The following is a 16303-nucleotide window of genomic DNA, read 5'->3' on the forward strand; positions in this document are numbered from 1 at the left end:
AGCGCCTCCGGCGCTGGACCCCGGAGAGGACCTCGCCGCCGTTGTAACGCCTGGTCGTATGCTCAGTCATATGCCTCACTCTTAGCTAAGAGCGAGACCCTGTCAGGTCATTTAGGGGGCCACCTCACTAAGTTCGCTTCGACCCATAGTGGACATCGAAGCGGCAGCACCAGGCGTGAAAGCGAGATGATAGCTAGAAATCGACACCGACGCTGAGGGGTACGCCGCAGCTATCGACCGCTACGACGCTCCAGTGCTCTGTTCGGTGAAGTCCCATGACGATTTCAGCGTCCAGAGTTCTAGGGATCAAGACGTAATGTGCCTTTCCGGACGCAAGGTAGGCTTCCAAACCTATGGGCACAAAGGTCTTACGTCCCTTGCTGACCTCACAGCAGCCGGGTCGGTCGGCTACCGAGTGGCCGTTCTCTACTAACCAGCGTTTCACAACGGCGACCTTCTCCTGTGCGCCGATAATCCTTAACTCGGAAAAACAGATCGAATTGGGTGTGAGTGCGGTCACCGAATACGGCACGGTCAACAGCCCTGCACTGACCAAGATCGCCGCCCACCTCCGCGTGTCCATCCACGTCCCACTCCACAATTTCGTTATCAGTGGCGCGCTTATGTGCAGACGGCGTGCATACAAGGTCCGCCTCCCACCCTTAACGGACGGCCGCGCGAGCGTTCCGCCATCCGGGGCGTCGGCAGGCCTGCCGCCCGCTAACTACCTACATGGCCGTCAAGGGCGGCACTGACGGCCGTAAGTGGCTGGGCGAGCATCAGCCCGACCTCGTCGGCCATGAACATCGCGATCGCGGCGGCCGCCAACACGAGGAAGCCGAACTGCAGCCGCGAGGAGGTCTGCCGGCTATGCTCGACCCGACGTGCGACGCGGCCCTCGGCGGCCAGCCGCGACTGCGTCCGCCTTTCTTCGCTCAAGGGGGATGATGCGGAAGCGCCATGCGGGCCGCGGCGCGGCTCGCTGACCAGTGCTTGGACGCTGAGGCGATCTTGCGTGCGGACACCGAAGAAGCGGCCCTTGCGCCAGACCACCCGACCGATGATCACCAGCGTGCCACGGCGGATGTCGATGTAAGCACCCGTCCCGGGTGCTTCGTCGGCGGCCACCAACAAGCCGCGCGAGGACGCATTATGGACGCAGACGTCCACCCACCTGCCGCTCACGTTCATTCGACAGGGGACCAGCACCTTCACCCGCGGCTCGCGCGGCCGCAGGCCAGCCTGCACTACGTTCAACACGAACCTGCCCCCGAGCCCACGTCCTCAACCCAGGCGACATGTCGCATGCAGGCGCGAACAAATGCTTAGCGCCGAGCTACGAACCGGAGCGCGCGTCCACGGGCGATGAGGTGACACACGTCCGCTTTCGACCCATTGCAGACATTCGCTACAGCGTGTTCAGTAGCGATATGAACGCCTACATCTACTCGGCATGGTTTCTCGACACGGCGGCACACGAGGCCGACCAGGACCGAGAGTGGGTGGCTTGTATAGGCATCGCAGCAAGCTCCCCCGATGAAGCCCAGCGGTGGGGCGACATCCTGGCACAAGAGCGTAGCCATCGTGTTCTCGGCGACCAGTTCATCCGCTCGTCCGTAGAGCTTGAGAGTGATAGCGATGCGAGCGACATTTCGGACCTACCTCGCATAGGCGCCGGCGATAGAGCTTCGGACGCTCTAATCGGCTGGTGAAGAGCAGTCCGCTCTCCACCCATCGCGGACATTCGGACGCGGTCCGCTTCCCGCCCATCGCAGCCATTGCGCGAAGGCGAGCGCCTGCTAGTCCGCGGCACGGCTGAGCCCTTGCCGTGGGGCGGACGGCGTCCGGCCGCGACGGCCACCTCCCCGAGGCGAGCTCGGGGAGGATGCGGATCACCCGCCCCTTTCCACCCTGACCGGCCCCAGGAACGCGCGGAGCCGTCCGGCCAACGCCTCCCGGTCGCGCAGCCCGCACTCCCACACGACCAGCGCGCGCCAGCCGAGCGCGGCCAGCGCGTCGAGCGCCGCCGCGTCGCGGGCGCGGTTGCGGTCGAGCTTGGCGCGCCAGAACTCGGCGTTGGCCTTGGGCGCGCGGGCTCCCCGCGCGCAGTCGTGGCCGTGCCAGAAGCAGCCGTGCACGAAGATCGCGGCGCGCCGCCGGGTGAACGCCACGTCCGGTCGGCCCGGCAGTCCACGCGCCTGCACGCGGTAGCGGTAGCCCATGGCGTGGAGCGTCCGCCGTATGACCATCTCCGGCCCGGTGTCGCGGCCGCGTACGCGGGCCATGATCTCGGGGCGGGTGAGGGGAGGTCTAGACGTCCTCGCCATCCTCGTTTCCGCCCTTGCCGGTCCGGCGTAGAACGGAACCGTCTCCACCCAGATCGCCGTACCGTTTCCGGGCAAGGTTCTCGATCCGAACGGCCTGCGCTAGAAGCGCGCGCCGAAGGCCGCCGCTCTTCAGTTCGCGTTCGGAGATGACCTGGGCGAGACGGGCAAGGGTCGAGGTTCGCCGCGCTAGCCGAGTGTCGGGATGCCCACGCCTGACCAGCAGTTCACCCGTGAACAGATCGCCACGAATCGGCTCGAACCAGTCAGCCGCCCCGCCGACCGGCGGGTCTTTCTCGTTTAGGATGATCTCGTAATCGCTTTGCTCTACCAAACGCTCGAAAACCAAACGCTCTAGCGCGTTTAATCTTGCTTGTGCGGCTGACAGCAGGGATTTGTCGGTCCGGCCATCGCCGGACGCTTTGTACCCCTGGTATTCGCGAAGGGGCCACGCAAGCACCGAGCGGACCTCGAATGGATCAAGGACCGACATGGCGACAGCGTCAGTTCTCTGATTGGTGAGATGGCGTCGTACGCGTGTGCCGATGCTTTCACGTGTTTGCCCTACATAAATCGGCTGATCGTCAAAATCTAAAAAGGCGTAAACACCATATTTGACTGAGCCGACCCTGATCGCCGGCAGATCGTCAGTCGCTGGCAGAGTTCGCTCCAAGAACCTCTTTAGCTCTCTTCGAAGTTCCGCAGTTTCGACTGGTGGGGAACCCTCGCCAGTCACCTTCTTACGTGTCACGCCGCCAGCACTTTCGTCTCACTCCGATCCAACACCGGCTCCAGGACATGCTCGGCGATCCACCGCACCACCGGCACGGCCACGCCGTCGCCGGTGAGATGGTAGGCGTCGTTGTACCGTGCGGGCAGCGGGTACTCCTCCGGCAGCCCCATCAACCGCGCCGTCTCGCGCGCGGAGATGAGGCGCGTGCGGACGCGGCCGTCCTCCACGACCATGATCGTCTGGCGGCTGGAGCCGCCGCCCGGCGTGCGCAGGCAGCCGGCGACGTCGTCGAAGCGGACCTCGGCGCGTTGCGCCTTCACGCCGCCCTCGACGCGGGTGCGCTTATAGACCGTTCCCACCGAGCGGCCCGGCTTGGCGCGGGCGGCGTCGACCTTGGCGCGGTTCACGTCGTTCATGAGGTCCAGCAGCCGCGCGGTCTCCTCGGGCGTATGCCAGCGCACGTCGGCCGGCTCGGCTTCGATCAGGTCGGCCAAAACTTGGTTGCGGCGTGCGGGGGCGGGCGGGTCGAACCAGACCCAATCCGCCCTGCGGCTCGGGTTGAGCGCGGCATACGCCTGGCGGAGCCGCGCCGGGTGCCAGTTCGGGCCGGGGCCGGCCGCGCCCGTCACGGGAATCTTGCGGTCGACGGCGACGACGAAGAGGCGGGGGCGGGACTGGGGCAGGAACTCGGCGGCGTCCATGACGAGCGCGCCGTAGCGGTAGCCGATCTCCGACAGCATGCCGCAAATGTCGGCGAAGTCGCGCCCGCCGTGCGAGGTCAGCAGGCCGCAGACGTTCTCCAGCACGATCGCGCGGGGCGCGCGGCCCTCGCGGCGCAGGTCCATCATCAGGAAGTGGAAGGGTAGGAAGGAGCCCGACCGCTCGCCCGCGAGCCCCGCGCCGGGGCCGGCCAGCGAGAGGTCCTGGCAGGGAAAGGACGCCCAGGCGAGATCGGCCCGCTCGGCCGGCAGATCGGCGAGCTTGAGCAGGCCGACGTCGCCCACCTTCAGCTCGGGCGGGCGCTCGCCGTCCCGGCCCCAAGCCGCGGCGTAGGCGTCCGCCTTGGCCTGGTCGAAATCGTTGGCGAACAGGCAGCGCCATCCGTCGCCCAACCCGGCGCGCGCCATGCCGCCGCCGGCGAAGAACTCCAGGAAGGTGCGTGTCGCCATGGTTCCGCCTCGTCGTGCGCCCGGCCGATCGCGGAGTCGCGGGTGCGGGTCCATCCATGCCGCGTGCGGCGCGGTCCCGCAAGAACGGAGGACGAACGGCGGCCCCGCTCACGCCGCCCTGTGGCGGCCCCCGGGGGCGTCGGCGACCTTGCGCAGGCGCGACAGCGGGACCAGCGCTTCGCCGCGCCAGGTGCGCGGTTCGCGGATCCAGGCGGTGGCGCCGCGGATGGCGGCGATCTCGTAGGTGATGCCGTTATTCGAGCCCAGCTGGACCAGGTCGCCCTCGCGCTTGGGGCGGGTGCAGGCGGTCCGGCTCAGGTCGATGCGGAACGCGTCGGCGTAGCTCAATAATCCCTCCCGTTCGGTTCGGCGGCCCCGCGCGGGGCCGCTCCGTCATATCGGGGGAGATGGGCGGCGCGGGGCGGGAGCGCCAATTCGAAGCCCGGCGGCTCGGCCATAGGACGGGGCTATGCGGGCATGGCTGAACCAGGATGGTTGCTTTTCGCTTGACAGCGCGACGCTGGTTGGGTACATAACGGGAACGCTGGCGAAGTGCGCCGGTGGTTCGACGGAGCAGTGGCGAGTGGGGGGCGACGCGGCGGAGCCGCGTCGTCGGACGGCGCTCGTGCGCCGCCGGCCGTGCTCGCGCGGCTTGCTCTCGCCGACTTCCCAATCGCCGCGCGGTCGGCTCGTCGGCCGGGTTCTGGGGGAGATGATCGGATGGTTCACAGGCAAGCGCGCTCGCGCTGCGCATGGCGCGCGCCCTTTCTCCACGCCCTTTCGCGCGGACTGAGCGTGAAGGCGGCGGCGCGGGAGGCGGGGGTCGGGACGGAGAACGCCTACGCCGCGCGCAGGCGACGCCCGGATTTTGCGGCGGACTGGGCGCGGGCGCGCGCGGAAGGGGCGGCGCGGCTCGAGGCGGGTGAAACGCCCGTGCTGGCGCCGGACCAGGTGGTGCGCGCGTCCCGGCACGGGCGGCCGCGCGTGGAGACGGCGGGGCCGGGGCGCTGGTCGGCCGCCGCGGAGGCGCGCTTCCTGGAGACGCTGGCGGCGACGTGCAACGTGGCGATGGCGACGCGTGCGGCGGGGGTGTCGGCGGCGGCGGTCTATCGGCGGCGGCGCGACTGGCCGGGCTTCGCGGAGCGCTGGCGCGAGGCGCTGGCGCATGGCTGGGCCCGGCTGGAGGCGCTGCTCGTCGAGCGGGCGAGCGCGACCTTGGAAGGACCGCCCGACACGGGCGGCGACGCCGCGCCCGCCATGACGGTCGACCAGGTGATCACCGTCTACAGGATGCACCAGGCGAGCGTGACGGGCGAAGGCAAGCGGCCGCGCCACGACTGGCGGCGGCGCGAGCCCTCGATCGAGCAGGTGCGGGACGAGGTGCTCAAACGCGTGCGGGCGCTGGGCGGGTGAGGGGGCGAGGGGCGGATGGGCGCGCGACCCGCGCGAAACGTAGCGTAAGTTGTTGCACGGGCGCGTTTCCGAGCGCATGGTGCCTCCGACTGCCTAGGGGCGTGTGCGTTTCTCGCGGGATGGGGAAATGCCGATGATCGAGCGGGACGGTTTCGACCTTCATCTTTCGGGCCCTCTGCGCCTGCTCGACGCGCGGGGCCGCCGGGTCGCCATCCCGAGCAAGCGGGCCATGGCGATGCTCGCCATGCTCGCGGCCGGCAGGGGCGAGCGGACGCGCAGCTGGCTCCAGGAGAAGCTGTGGGGCGCGCGCGCCGAGGCGCAGGCGCAGGGCAGCCTCCGGCGCGAGCTGTCCAACCTGAAGGCCGTGCTGGCGCGGGCGGGCGGCGGCTTCGTCCAGTCCGACCACCACCGGGTGTGGCTCGACCGCGAGCGCCTGCGCGTGCACGAGGACGGTGCGGAGGCGGGAGGCGGGGGCGAGTTCCTGGAAGGGTTCGACCTCGGCGGCGAGGAAGGGTTCGAGGACTGGCTCCGCACCGAGCGCGCGGCGCGCGCGGCCAGGCGCGACGCGCCCGCGGCGGCACCCGCGCCTTCGCCTCCACGCGGCGGCGCGTCCCGCGCCCTCCGGCGGCCGTCGCTGGCGGTGGTGCGCTTCACGGGCGGCGCGGACGCGCCGCGGCGCGAGGAGCTGGCCGACGGCGTCGCCGACGAGATCACCGTCGCCCTGTCGCGGTTCGGCACGCTGCGCGTGCTGGCGGCGGCGCCCGGCGACGCGGCGGCCGACTATGTGCTCCACGGCCGCGTGGGCCTGGACGAGGGACGCGTTCGAATTTGGGTCAGGCTGGTCGGGCCGGAGAACAGGGTGGTCTGGACCGAGCGGTTCGACGAAACCGCCGCCGACGCGTTCGCGGTGCAGGACCGGTTGGCGGTGGAGGTCGCGCGGCAGGTCGACTCCGCCATAGAAAAGGAGGAGATGCGCCGCGCCGTCGAACGGCCGGTCGACCCCGACGACGCCTATGCGGCCTATTGGCGCGCGAACGCGCTGTTCCGGCGCTGGACGCGCGCGGCGCTGGAGGAGGCGGTGGCGCTATGCGCGCGCGCGGCGGAGCTCTGCCCCTCGCACCCTTGGCCGCACGCGCTCTCGGGTTTCTGCCGGGGCGTGATGCTGGCGTCCGGCTGGTCGGCCGACCTGTTCGCCGAGCGCGCGCGGGCGCTGGGCGACGCCGACCGGGCGCTGCAGCTGGGATCGGACGATCCGTCGGTCCTGGGCTATGTCGCGGCGACGCTGCTCGTCACGGGCGGCGAGATCGAGCAGGCGCGCCGGGTGATCGAGCGCGCGGCCGCGCTGGGACGGGGTTATCCCTCGCTGCCCTTCTGGCAGGGCTGGATCGAGCTCTGCTCGGGCGATCCCCGGGGCGGGCTGGAGCATCTGACGGCCGCGGCCGCGATCAACCCGCGCTCGGCGGTCAGGCCGTTTCAGCAGACGGGGGTGGGGCTCTGCCTCCTGCTGCTGGGCCGCGCGGGCGAGGCGCTGGCGCCGCTGGAGGACTCGATCCACCGCATGCCCGACCATCCCGTGACGCTGGCCGCGCTCGCCGCCGCGCTCGCGCTGCTCGGCCGCGCGGAGGAGGCGGGGATCGCGTCCGAGCGGTTGCGGCGCGTCGACCCGGCGCTGCTGGCGCCTCTCATCATGCGCGATCCGCCGCTTCGCCAGCGCTGGCGGGACGCGATCGAGCTTGCCCAGTCGGGCGCGCCGCCGCCGTCGCTGCGGCTGGTGTCGGCGCAGGTGGGCATGTGAGGCCCCAGGACTTCAGCGCATCGCCGCCGAAGACGCGGTGGAGGCGAGGGTCGAGCAGCATGGCGCGGGCCGCCTTCCAGCTGGACAGGGGGGAGACGCCGCCGGCTCCCCGTCCGTAATCCCGCCCGATCTTGTCCGCGTCGATGCGGCCGACCTTGCCCCAATGATAGCTGAAGGGGATGCCGGACGCCTCCAGCTCGTCGAACACGCGCGCCGCGGCGATCTTGCTCGCTTCGGTGCGGATGCCGTCCATGTCGATCACGACGTTGTGATCGAAGCGGGTGAAGGCGAGCGTGCCTTCTCCGCCGCGGACGAAGCGCAGCGTGAACACGAGGTCGCCGCCGCCGTGCCGGACGAACGCCTCGTGCATGACGTCCACCGTCCGCATCAGGTTCGAGCGTTCCACGGCGACCGCCGCGGTGAAGAGCTGGCCCATGCGGTCGTGGACGGGCCTGCCCATCAGCTCGTCCCAATGCTTGTAGGCGCGCTGGTCGGGGCGGTCCGGCACCTCCCGGTAGATGGTCTTCATCATGGTCGTGACAGCCCAGCGGCGCAGATGAGGATTAGCGCGCGTGAACTGGCCGACGAGCTCCAGCGGTTCGAGGGAGATCGGCGCTTTCCAGAGCGGCGGCGGGACGAGGCTGAAGTCCTCGAACAAGAGGTCGACCAGGGCGATCTCGCCATACGGATCGAAGGGATTGAGGATGACCTGGACGAAGTCGGGATCGGTCAAGTCCGGCGCCTGCGGCGCGGCCCGCGCCGCGAACTCGAGGAACTTCCCGGCCTGGAGCAACGTCAGCGCGGCCCGGTCCAGCTTCGCCTTGGCCTTGATCACACGGAAGCGCCGGCGGGGCCTGACGCGCAGCAGCACGGCGTTGACGACGCCCAGGCCGCCCAGATGCACCTGCGCCGCCTCGAACGCGCCCGCCGGCGCGGGCTGCGACAGGTCGACGCCCAGCGCGCGCACGGCCTCGTCGGTCAGAAGCGGGCCGCCCGGAACGGCGGACGGGCGCTCCAGCCACCAGGCCCGGTCCGGCCCGCCGATCAGGTGGACGGCCATGACCTGCGCCTGCATGCCGCCCAGCGCCGGCCGGGATCCGTGCGTGCCGGTCGCGATCGCGCCCGCGATCGACTGGCCGTCGCTCGCGCCCGAGTTGACGAGCGACAGTTTCTGCGCGCGCAGCCAGCGGTTGAGCTTTCGGACGGAGACGCCGCCGCCAACCAGCACCAGAGCATCGGCGAGGCTCCCGACCCCGGGCCGGAACCAGGTGGGGCAGGCCCGGAACATGCGGCCGAGCCCGGAGGTCTGCGCCAGCACGCCGTTCGTGGCGAGAATCCCGGTGAACGACCAGCCGCCGCCGAACGGACGCAGGTCCCGGTCCTGCGCCGCCGCGGCGCCTAGCAGCTTGCGCCACTCGTCGCCTGCGGCCCTGCACCAGGCCAGAGCGCCGTTCGGTGCGGCGCGGCCGGCGAACGTCACCTGCTCGGCCGCCCAACCGCACAGGTTCTCCGACCAGTTGGCCCACTCGCCCGGGCCGTGCTTCACCGCCTGCACGCTCATGCGGCCTTCTCCCGCGGGGTCGGCCGATCGACGGTCCGCCCGCACGTCCGAACGAAATCAAGGATCGCCGCCCGCTGCGCGTCCACCGTGCGGCGGCCCGCCTCGATCGCGGCGGCGATGTCGATCGGGTGGTAGTTGTTGGTCGCGGAGTATTCGTGCTCGGGCCTGATCGGAAATACGCGCACCAAGCCGAAATCGTCCGCCAGCCGGTCCAGCTCGCACCGCATCATCTCCGCCACGTCCGGCGGCGCGCCGCAGCTCGCGAGCCCGCTCTCGATCCGTTCCCGCATGGCGTGGAACGCGTTGCCGAGCTCCAGGCCGGCCATGTCGTTCAGCGACACCTCCGATTGCAGCACGTCGATCGCGCGCTTGCCGATGTCCAGGATGGTGCCGAACCGGCGTCCGTCATAGGCCACGGTCGGCGTCGGGTGCGCGCGGATCATGAGCACGCCGCGCGGCTCGAACGCGGCGGCGACGGCGAGCGGCGTCACCGTGCGCGCGCCCCCGTCGACCCACTGCGTGGTGTCGCGCACATACCGTTCCCGTTCGACGGGCGCGTACTCGACCGGCACCATGCAACTGGCGTAAACCCATCGGGCGAGCTGATCGGGCTCCATCCCCAAGCCGTCGATCAGCCGGAATTCGCCGCTCTGGAGGCTGACCACGCCCACGCGGAGCGGCCGCTTCACGGGCCCGTTCGCGTTCGCGAAGCGCCTGATGCGCTCCAGCAGCGCGTCCGAGTTGTATTTGGAGACGATGGGCAGGAGGCGGCGGAAGTGGATGTCGCGGTTGCGTCTGATCGAGCTCCAGTCGGCGACCAGTTGCGGGACCGCCTCCATCGCGCCCGCCATCGCCTGTATCGCGCCGGTGGACACCCCGGCGAAGGCGTCGACCCGGACGCCGATGTCCTCGAGCTCGGCGAGCACGCCTACTTGGAACGCGCCCTTGGACCCGCCGCCGGACAGGGCGGCCGCGATCCCGATGCCGTCACCATGCGCCATGTCACGCCTCCCTGGAGTCGACGCGGCACAGAGGCGGGCCTGGCCGCTCGCACGCGGGCCCGGTCGCCACCTGCCGTCGGGGTACTATGGCGCGGGACGCTCCGCAAGCGCGTCCCGGTCGGCCGGCCCGCCGCGCGAAGCGGCGGACCGGCCGGTCCGGGTTTCACGCGAGGTCGTCCAGCGACAACTGCATCCGGTTGTAGATGTCGCCGAGGTTGCGCACGACGAGCCGATAATTGCCGCAGCTGCCGTCGCGGCGGTAGATCGTCCTGATCATCATGTCGGTGCGGTCGAGGTCCCGGTGGACCAGCTGGCCCGCCGAATTGTACAGCCAGTAGTCGAGGTCGGTGTCGTCGTCCCCGTCTGCGGTCACGGTGACCGCCGGCCCGCACAGCCGCAGGTTGAAGCTCTCGCGGGTGTTCGCGTCGATGTTGTACGCGCGCGTGTTGGCGTAGGCCGCGCCGAGCGGGACGATGAGCGCCGCCGCGGCGACGATGGCTTTCACGTTGAGCATGTCCTTCCCTTTCCCTTGTTCGCGCCGAACCATTTCGGCACGGCCCGTTTGCGCGAAGGGCGTCCTCGCGGCGTCCTCGAGGCGTGAAGCCCGCGGCGCGCGGGCGTGAAAAGAGCGTGAAATCGAAGGGGAGGGCGACGCGACGAAGCCGCGCCGTCGAACGGGCGCCGGCCGGCGGCGCCGCGCGGGATACTGATGGCGGTTAGGGGCGTTGGGGCGCTGATGCAGGATAACGTCTTGATTTCGGACGGGGATGGCCGGAGCGCGTCCCCGGATGCGCCGCCGCGCGCCTTTGACTGGTCGGCGACGCCGCTGGGCTCCGAGGCGGGCTGGCCGCAGCCGGTGCGGACGCTGGTCGAGCTGATGCGCGCGTCCGACCAGCCCATGTTCATCGTCTGGGGGCCGGAACGCACGCTGCTCTACAACCATGCCTATTCGGCGATCCTGGCGGGGAAGCACCCGGACGCGCTGGGGCGCGACTTCCTGGAGGTGTGGTGGGAAATACGCGCCGACTTGGAGCCGATCGTCGAGCAGGCCTATGCGGGCCGGCCGGTGCACATGGACGACATCACGCTCCTGATGCACCGGCGCGGCTATCCGGAGGAGACGCACTTCGCCTTCTCCTACACGCCGGTGCGCGACGAAGGGGGCCGGGTGGGCGGCTTCTTCTGCGCGTGCGTGGAGACGACGGCCAGGGTCGCGGCCGAGCGGAGCCGCGCGGACGAGCTGGCGGCGCGCGGCCGCCTGTTCGAGAACGCGCCGGGCTTCATCGCGGTGCTGTGCGGGTCCGAGCACCGGTTCGAGCTCGCCAACCGCGCGTTCCGGCGGCTGGTGGGCGAGCGCCCCTGCGTCGGGCGCACGGTGCGCGAGGTGTTCCCGGAATTGGCCGACCAGCCGTTCTTCGACCTGCTCGACCAGGTCTATGCGCGGGGCGAGCGGCACGCGGCGACGGACGCGCGGATCCTGCTGGCGCAGGACGGCGGGACGGAGGAGCGGTTCCTCGACTTCGTCTACGAGCCCATCCGCGACGAGGACGGGCGCGTCACCGGCATCTTCGTCGAGGGCCATGACGTGACGGAGGCGCATCGCGGGCGCGAGGCGCTGCGCGAGCGCGAGGAACGGCTGCGGCTCGTGGTCGACGGCGCGCGCGAGTACGCGATCCTGACGATGGATCCCGAGCGGCGCATCACCGGCTGGTCGGCGGGGGCGGAGCGCGCGTTCGGCATGACGGAGGAGGAGGCGATCGGGCGGTCGGCGGACGAGCTGTTCACGGCCGACGACGTCAACGCCGGCGCGCCCCAACGCGAGGCGGAGACGGCGCTGGCGGCGGGCGCCGCGCCCGACCAGCGCTGGCACAAGCGCGCGGACGACACGCTTGTCTATATCAACGGCTCCGTCCACCCGCTGCCGCCCGACGAGCAGGGGCGGCCGCGCGGGTTCCTGAAGATCGGGCGCGACGAGACGGAGCGCAGGAAGCGCGAGGAGGAGCTGGCCGCCACGCGGCGCGACCTGGAGCGGAGCGAGCAGCGCTTCCGCACCGCGCTCGAGATCGAGACGGTGGGGGCGATCTATTTCGACATGGACGGCCGCATCTTCGACGCGAACGACGCCTTTCTGCAGATGGGCGATTACTCGCGCGAGGAGCTGGAGAGCGGCGCGCTCACCTGGCGCGCGCTGACGCCGCCCGAGTTCCTGGGCGTGTCGGAGCGCGCCTTTGCGGAGCTGAAAGCGACGGGACGGACCACGCCTTATGAGAAGCAATATGTCCGCCGCGACGGGTCGCGTTGGTGGGCGCTGTTCGCGGCCAAGCTGTTGCCGGACGGGACGGGGTTCGAGTTCGTGCTCGACATCACCGACCGCAAGGAGGCCGAGGCCCGCTCGCGCGAGCTGAACGAGACGCTGGAGCGGCGCGTGATCGAGGAGGTGGCCGAGCGCGGCCGCGCGGAGGAGGCGCTCCGGCAGAGCCAGAAGCTGGAGGCGATCGGCCAGCTGACGGGGGGCGTGGCGCACGACTTCAACAACCTCCTGACCGTGATCCGCTCGTCGGCGGACCTGCTCCGGCGGCGCGAGCTGACGGAGGAGCGGCGGCGGCGCTACGTCGACGCGATCTCCGACACCGCCGACCGCGCGGCCAAGCTGACGGGGCAGCTGCTCGCCTTTGCGCGCCGGCAGGCGCTCAGGCCGGAGGTGTTCGACGTGGCGGCGCGCGTGGACGGGGTGGCGGACATGCTGCGCACGGTGCTCGGCGCGCGCGTGGAGCTCACGATCGAGGGGCGCTGCCGGCCCTGCCCCGTCGAGGCGGACGCGGCGCAGTTCGAGACGGCGCTGGTCAACATGGCGGTGAACGCGCGCGACGCGATGGACGGCGAGGGCAGGCTGACGATCGGCATCGACGAGGCGCACGCGCTGCCGCCGGTGCGCGGCCATTCGGGCGCGGAGGGCGAGTTCGTGATCGTGTCGGTGGCCGACACGGGGGCGGGCATCCCCGCCGAGGTGATGGAGCGCATCTTCGAGCCCTTCTTCACGACCAAGGAGGTGGGGCGCGGCACGGGGCTGGGGCTCTCCCAGGTGTTCGGCTTCGCCAAGCAGTCGGGCGGCGAGGTGGCGGTGGACAGCGAGCCGGGGCGCGGCACGACGTTCCGCCTGTACCTGCCCAAGATCGACGCGGCGGCGCTCGCCGAGGACCGACGGACGGAGGGCGGCGCGCCGGCCGCGGGCGCGGGGCGCGTGCTGGTGGTGGAGGACAACAGCGCGGTGGGCGAGTTCGCCGCGCAGCTGCTGGAGGACCTGGGCTACGAAACGGTGCTGGCGGGCAATGCGGGCGAGGCGCTGGGGATGCTGGAGGGGGCGGAGGAGCCGTTCGACCTCGTCTTCTCCGACGTGGTGATGCCGGGCATCGACGGCGTGGATTTCGGGCGGCGGGTGCGCGAGCGCTGGCCGGGGCTGCCCGTGGTGCTGACGAGCGGGTACAGCCATGTGCTGGCGCAGGACGCGCGCCACGGCTTTCCCGTGCTGCACAAGCCCTATTCGGTCGAGGAGCTGTCGCGCGTGCTGCGCGAGGCGAGCTGGGGTCGGCCCCGTCCTGGATCACGCGCGCGCGGGGCGGCGTGAGGGAGGCGGCGCAGGTCGAACTGTCGGTCGAGGAGGACGGCGCGGCGGTGTGGCTGCGCGTGCTGGGCGGCGAGGGCGAGCTGTTCGGCGCGCGGCTGGAGGGGCCGGAGCTGGACGACCTGATCCGCGCGCTGGCGGACGGGCGCGCCCGGCTGGCGGACGCGGTCGCGCCCGAGCTGGACGAGGGCGCCCGGATCACGGACGTGACGGTCGACCCGGCGTACCTGGTGGGGAAGAACTCGGACAAGGGGCAGGCGCTGGTCGCGTTCCGGCACCCGGGGCTGGGCTGGCTGGGGTTCCAGCTGCGGCGCGACGTGGTGGCGGCGATGGTGGACCGGCTGGGGAGTTGGTTGGGGGAGGATTAGAGGCGTCCCCAGATTGCGCGGCGGGCGTCCGGCCTCAGCGCGTGCCCCGGTGCGGGCAGCCGGGCCAGCAGCAGGGGCGGCGCTTGCCGTCCCGCAGGCTGGAGCGGCCCCAGTCGATCCGCTTGCGCCGGGTTTCCGGCTTCTTGGCGGACTCAATCCAGCAGATCCACTCGTTGCGGGCGAGCGGCGTGATGGCCCGCCAGGTCGCCGACGCGGCCGGATCGAGCGCCAGCGCGTCCCGGAGGTCGCCGGGGAGCGCATGGGCGACGCCGCCTTCCATGTCTGCCTCGGGCGTCACGCTTCCTGCTCCTGGCGAACAGATGCTCGCAGGATAACGCAGGGGCGACCCGCGGGCCAGGGGCGCCGGTGACGCCGCGAGGTTAGGCGCGGTGTTCCGCGGCCCAGCGTTCGGCTGGGTGGTCGGTGCCGTGGTGGGTCGGCCTGCCGCTCGGGGCGTCCGAGCCGAACAGGAACAGGTGGACCCGGCGTCTGCAGGGCGGCGAGGCCCAGCAGGTGAGGCCGACGAGACCGACGAGCAGCCATGGCCCGAGGAAGGTGATCATCGCGACGAGGGCGATGGTGGACATGGGACACCCATTCGAAAAGCGACACGCGCCACCGGGCGGCTCCCCGTCCCTGGGTGGCGGCCTCTGAATGTGTCGGGCGCGGGGTTGTTCCGGCGGTGGGTGACGGAAAATCGGATCGACTCGGATTGGAACGGTTCCGGGGCGGGGCGGTCGGGGATGGGCGAAGGGGGGAAGATTGATGCTGGAATATCTGAGCCGGCTCGCGGCGATGCCGCCGGAGAAGCAGGCGATCGCGCTGGGCTCGCTGCCGGAGCCGATGCTGCACTCGTGGCGGCGGCACTTTCCCGACTGGGCGCATGAAGGGCAGCGGCCGCTGCACGACGACTGGCGCACCTGGGTGATCATGGGCGGACGCGGGTTCGGCAAGACGCGGGCGGGGGCGGAATGGGTGCTGGAGCAGGTGCGCGCCTCCACCCGGCCGGCATCGGCAGCGCCGATGTTCGACGGCGCGGGCGTAGGCCGGGCGGCGTCGGCGGAGTGGACGATCGACGGGGAGGGGCGGGCCCGACGCGGGAGCAAGTCCCGCGTCGTCGGACGGGGCTGCGGCCCCGCCGGCCGGGTCGCGCCCACGGGCTCGACGCTGCGCGTCGCGCTCGTGGGCGCGACCGTGGACGACGCCAAGGCGGTGATGGTGGAGGGGCCGAGCGGGCTCCTGTCGCTGGCCGGGGCGGGCGAGATCGAGCGGTGGCTGCCGGCGGAGCGGCGGCTAGTCTTCGCGAACGGGGCGGAGGCCGCGCTCTTCTCCGGCCGCAGCCCGCAGGGGCTCCGCGGGCCGGAGCACGACTTGGCGTGGTGCGACGAGCTGGGCAAGTGGCGGCACGCGCAGGCGACCTGGGACATGCTGCAGCTGGGGCTCCGGCGCGGGGACAGGCCGCGCGCGGTGGTCACGACCACGCCGTCGGCCGAGCCTGCGCTTCGGCGCGTGATGGAGGCGGCGGGGACGCACGTGACGGGCGGGGCGACGGGGGCGAACCGGCACCTGGCCCCGGGTTTCGTGGAGGCGGTGGAGCGGGCGTACGGGGGCACGCGGCTGGGGGTGCAGGAGATCGAGGGGCGGCTGGTCGCGGACCGGGAGGGGAGCTTGTGGCCGTTCGACCTGATCGAAGCGTGTCGTCGCTCCGGCCCCTCCACCGCCTTCGGCGGTCCCCCTCCCCGAGACAAGCTCGGGGAGGATTTCAGCCGGGTGGTCGTCGGCGTCGACCCGCCGGCGAGCGCGGCGGGGACGTGCGGGATCGTGGCGGCGGGGCTGGACCGCGACGGGCGGGCGCTGGTGCTCGCCGACCTGTCGGTCGCGGGGCGCTCGCCGGAAGGGTGGGCGCGCGCCGTGGCGGACGCGGCCGCCGCCTGGGGCGCGGACCGCGTCGTGGTGGAGGCGAACCAGGGCGGCGAGATGGTGCGCACCGTGCTGCGCGCCGCGAGCCTCAACCTGCCGCTCGAGCTGGTGCACGCCAGCCGCGGCAAGGCGGCGCGCGCGGAGCCGGTGGCGGCGCTGTTCGAGAGCGGGCGTGCGGGGCTGGCGGGGCGTTTCCCCGAGCTGGAGGCGCAGCTGGGGCAGTTCACCGCGGGCGGGTACGAGGGCGAGGGCTCGCCCGACCGCGCGGACGCGATGGTGTGGGCGCTGTGGGCGCTCATGCTGAAGCGGAGGGTGGAGCCGGGGGTCAGGAAGATTTGACTTTTCGGGCGGTTCGTGGTCAGGGGCGCGGCTTCCGGGCGGCTCCTCCGCCTGGCCG

At 71.6% G+C, this 16303-nt stretch carries 16 protein-coding genes; 6 read left to right on the forward strand and 10 right to left on the reverse strand.

The annotated features are described in order from the left end of the window. Window positions 1–720: 720 nt before the first annotated feature. Window positions 721–1260: a PilZ domain-containing protein gene (locus CKY28_RS15325; RefSeq protein ID WP_342747178.1), complete on the reverse strand. Its 540-nt coding sequence runs from the start codon at window positions 1258–1260 to the stop codon at window positions 721–723. Window positions 1261–1430: 170 nt separating this feature from the next. On the opposite strand from CKY28_RS15325, the gene CKY28_RS18815 reads away from it, so the two are divergent. Next, on the forward strand, window positions 1431–1712 hold the full coding sequence (locus tag CKY28_RS18815) for a hypothetical protein (RefSeq protein ID WP_095999272.1): 282 nt from the start codon (window positions 1431–1433) through the stop codon (window positions 1710–1712). A 180-nt stretch (window positions 1713–1892) separates the two neighbouring features. On the opposite strand, the gene CKY28_RS15335 is transcribed toward CKY28_RS18815, so the two are convergent. From CKY28_RS15335 to CKY28_RS15350, 4 genes are all read right to left on the reverse strand, one after another. Further along, window positions 1893–2327 (reverse strand): very short patch repair endonuclease, encoded by a 435-nt coding sequence (locus tag CKY28_RS15335; RefSeq protein ID WP_095999273.1) that lies wholly within the window; start codon window positions 2325–2327, stop codon window positions 1893–1895. Then, window positions 2311–2997, reverse strand: a complete 687-nt coding sequence (locus tag CKY28_RS15340) for a GIY-YIG nuclease family protein (protein WP_217989598.1) — start codon at window positions 2995–2997, stop codon at window positions 2311–2313. The genes CKY28_RS15335 and CKY28_RS15340 overlap by 17 nt, the downstream gene beginning before the upstream one ends. Window positions 2998–3071: 74 nt before the next feature. Next, window positions 3072–4226 (reverse strand): DNA cytosine methyltransferase, encoded by a 1155-nt coding sequence (locus CKY28_RS15345; RefSeq protein WP_095999275.1) that lies wholly within the window; start codon window positions 4224–4226, stop codon window positions 3072–3074. Window positions 4227–4334: 108 nt separating this feature from the next. After that, complete coding sequence (locus CKY28_RS15350; protein WP_095999276.1) at window positions 4335–4574, reverse strand: hypothetical protein; 240 nt, start codon at window positions 4572–4574, stop codon at window positions 4335–4337. Between the two features lie 447 nt (window positions 4575–5021). Between CKY28_RS15350 and CKY28_RS15355 the strand changes: the two genes are divergently transcribed. Further along, the gene (locus CKY28_RS15355; RefSeq protein ID WP_095999277.1) at window positions 5022–5639 is read left to right on the forward strand and encodes a hypothetical protein; all 618 of its coding nucleotides are present in this window, start codon (window positions 5022–5024) and stop codon (window positions 5637–5639) included. Window positions 5640–5772: 133 nt separating this feature from the next. Next, window positions 5773–7434: a tetratricopeptide repeat protein gene (locus CKY28_RS15360; RefSeq protein ID WP_141243967.1), complete on the forward strand. Its 1662-nt coding sequence runs from the start codon at window positions 5773–5775 to the stop codon at window positions 7432–7434. On the opposite strand, the gene CKY28_RS15365 is transcribed toward CKY28_RS15360, so the two are convergent. The 3 genes from CKY28_RS15365 to CKY28_RS15375 form a co-directional block, all read right to left on the reverse strand. Then, window positions 7325–8995, reverse strand: a complete 1671-nt coding sequence (locus tag CKY28_RS15365; protein WP_095999279.1) for an FAD-binding protein — start codon at window positions 8993–8995, stop codon at window positions 7325–7327. The genes CKY28_RS15360 and CKY28_RS15365 overlap by 110 nt on opposite strands. Next, entirely contained in the window at window positions 8992–9996 is a 1005-nt protein-coding gene (locus CKY28_RS15370) for a patatin-like phospholipase family protein (protein WP_095999280.1), read from the reverse strand. Before CKY28_RS15370 ends, CKY28_RS15365 begins: the two co-directional genes overlap by 4 nt. 163 nt (window positions 9997–10159) lie before the next feature. Next, on the reverse strand, window positions 10160–10501 hold the full coding sequence (locus CKY28_RS15375) for a hypothetical protein (RefSeq protein WP_176473126.1): 342 nt from the start codon (window positions 10499–10501) through the stop codon (window positions 10160–10162). A 231-nt stretch (window positions 10502–10732) separates the two neighbouring features. On the opposite strand from CKY28_RS15375, the gene CKY28_RS15380 reads away from it, so the two are divergent. After that, the gene (locus CKY28_RS15380) at window positions 10733–13621 is read left to right on the forward strand and encodes a PAS domain-containing protein (RefSeq protein ID WP_217989600.1); all 2889 of its coding nucleotides are present in this window, start codon (window positions 10733–10735) and stop codon (window positions 13619–13621) included. Continuing rightward, window positions 13618–13986 carry a hypothetical protein gene (locus tag CKY28_RS15385; RefSeq protein ID WP_095999282.1) on the forward strand — a complete coding sequence of 123 codons (369 nt, stop codon included), beginning with the start codon at window positions 13618–13620 and terminating at the stop codon, window positions 13984–13986. Before CKY28_RS15380 ends, CKY28_RS15385 begins: the two co-directional genes overlap by 4 nt. 34 nt (window positions 13987–14020) lie before the next feature. Here CKY28_RS15385 and CKY28_RS15390 read toward each other — a convergent pair whose 3' ends face one another. Both CKY28_RS15390 and CKY28_RS15395 read right to left on the reverse strand, forming a co-directional pair. Continuing rightward, window positions 14021–14284 (reverse strand): YdeI/OmpD-associated family protein, encoded by a 264-nt coding sequence (locus CKY28_RS15390; RefSeq protein WP_245841872.1) that lies wholly within the window; start codon window positions 14282–14284, stop codon window positions 14021–14023. An 82-nt stretch (window positions 14285–14366) separates the two neighbouring features. Beyond that, complete coding sequence (locus tag CKY28_RS15395) at window positions 14367–14573, reverse strand: hypothetical protein (protein WP_095999284.1); 207 nt, start codon at window positions 14571–14573, stop codon at window positions 14367–14369. 178 nt (window positions 14574–14751) lie between these two features. Here CKY28_RS15395 and CKY28_RS15400 point away from each other — a divergent pair, with 178 nt between their 5' ends. Continuing rightward, window positions 14752–16245 carry a terminase large subunit domain-containing protein gene (locus CKY28_RS15400; RefSeq protein WP_095999285.1) on the forward strand — a complete coding sequence of 498 codons (1494 nt, stop codon included), beginning with the start codon at window positions 14752–14754 and terminating at the stop codon, window positions 16243–16245. Window positions 16246–16303 lie beyond the last annotated feature (58 nt).

The sequence above is a fragment of the Sphingomonas lenta genome (assembly GCF_002288825.1).
GTDB lineage: Bacteria > Pseudomonadota > Alphaproteobacteria > Sphingomonadales > Sphingomonadaceae > Sphingomonas > Sphingomonas lenta.

What these genes read in the sequence shown, in the direction of transcription:
- CKY28_RS18815 (WP_095999272.1), top strand. Translation starts at nt 1,431, where the DNA reads ATGAACGCCTACATCTACTCGGCATGGTTTCTCGACACGGCGGCACAC.
- CKY28_RS15335 (WP_095999273.1), bottom strand. Translation starts at nt 2,327, where the DNA reads ATGGCGAGGACGTCTAGACCTCCCCTCACCCGCCCCGAGATCATGGCC.
- CKY28_RS15345 (WP_095999275.1), bottom strand. Translation starts at nt 4,226, where the DNA reads ATGGCGACACGCACCTTCCTGGAGTTCTTCGCCGGCGGCGGCATGGCG.
- CKY28_RS15360 (WP_141243967.1), top strand. Translation starts at nt 5,773, where the DNA reads ATGATCGAGCGGGACGGTTTCGACCTTCATCTTTCGGGCCCTCTGCGC.
- CKY28_RS15365 (WP_095999279.1), bottom strand. Translation starts at nt 8,995, where the DNA reads ATGAGCGTGCAGGCGGTGAAGCACGGCCCGGGCGAGTGGGCCAACTGG.
- CKY28_RS15370 (WP_095999280.1), bottom strand. Translation starts at nt 9,996, where the DNA reads ATGGCGCATGGTGACGGCATCGGGATCGCGGCCGCCCTGTCCGGCGGC.
- CKY28_RS15380 (WP_217989600.1), top strand. Translation starts at nt 10,733, where the DNA reads ATGCAGGATAACGTCTTGATTTCGGACGGGGATGGCCGGAGCGCGTCC.
- CKY28_RS15395 (WP_095999284.1), bottom strand. Translation starts at nt 14,573, where the DNA reads ATGTCCACCATCGCCCTCGTCGCGATGATCACCTTCCTCGGGCCATGG.
- CKY28_RS15400 (WP_095999285.1), top strand. Translation starts at nt 14,752, where the DNA reads ATGCTGGAATATCTGAGCCGGCTCGCGGCGATGCCGCCGGAGAAGCAG.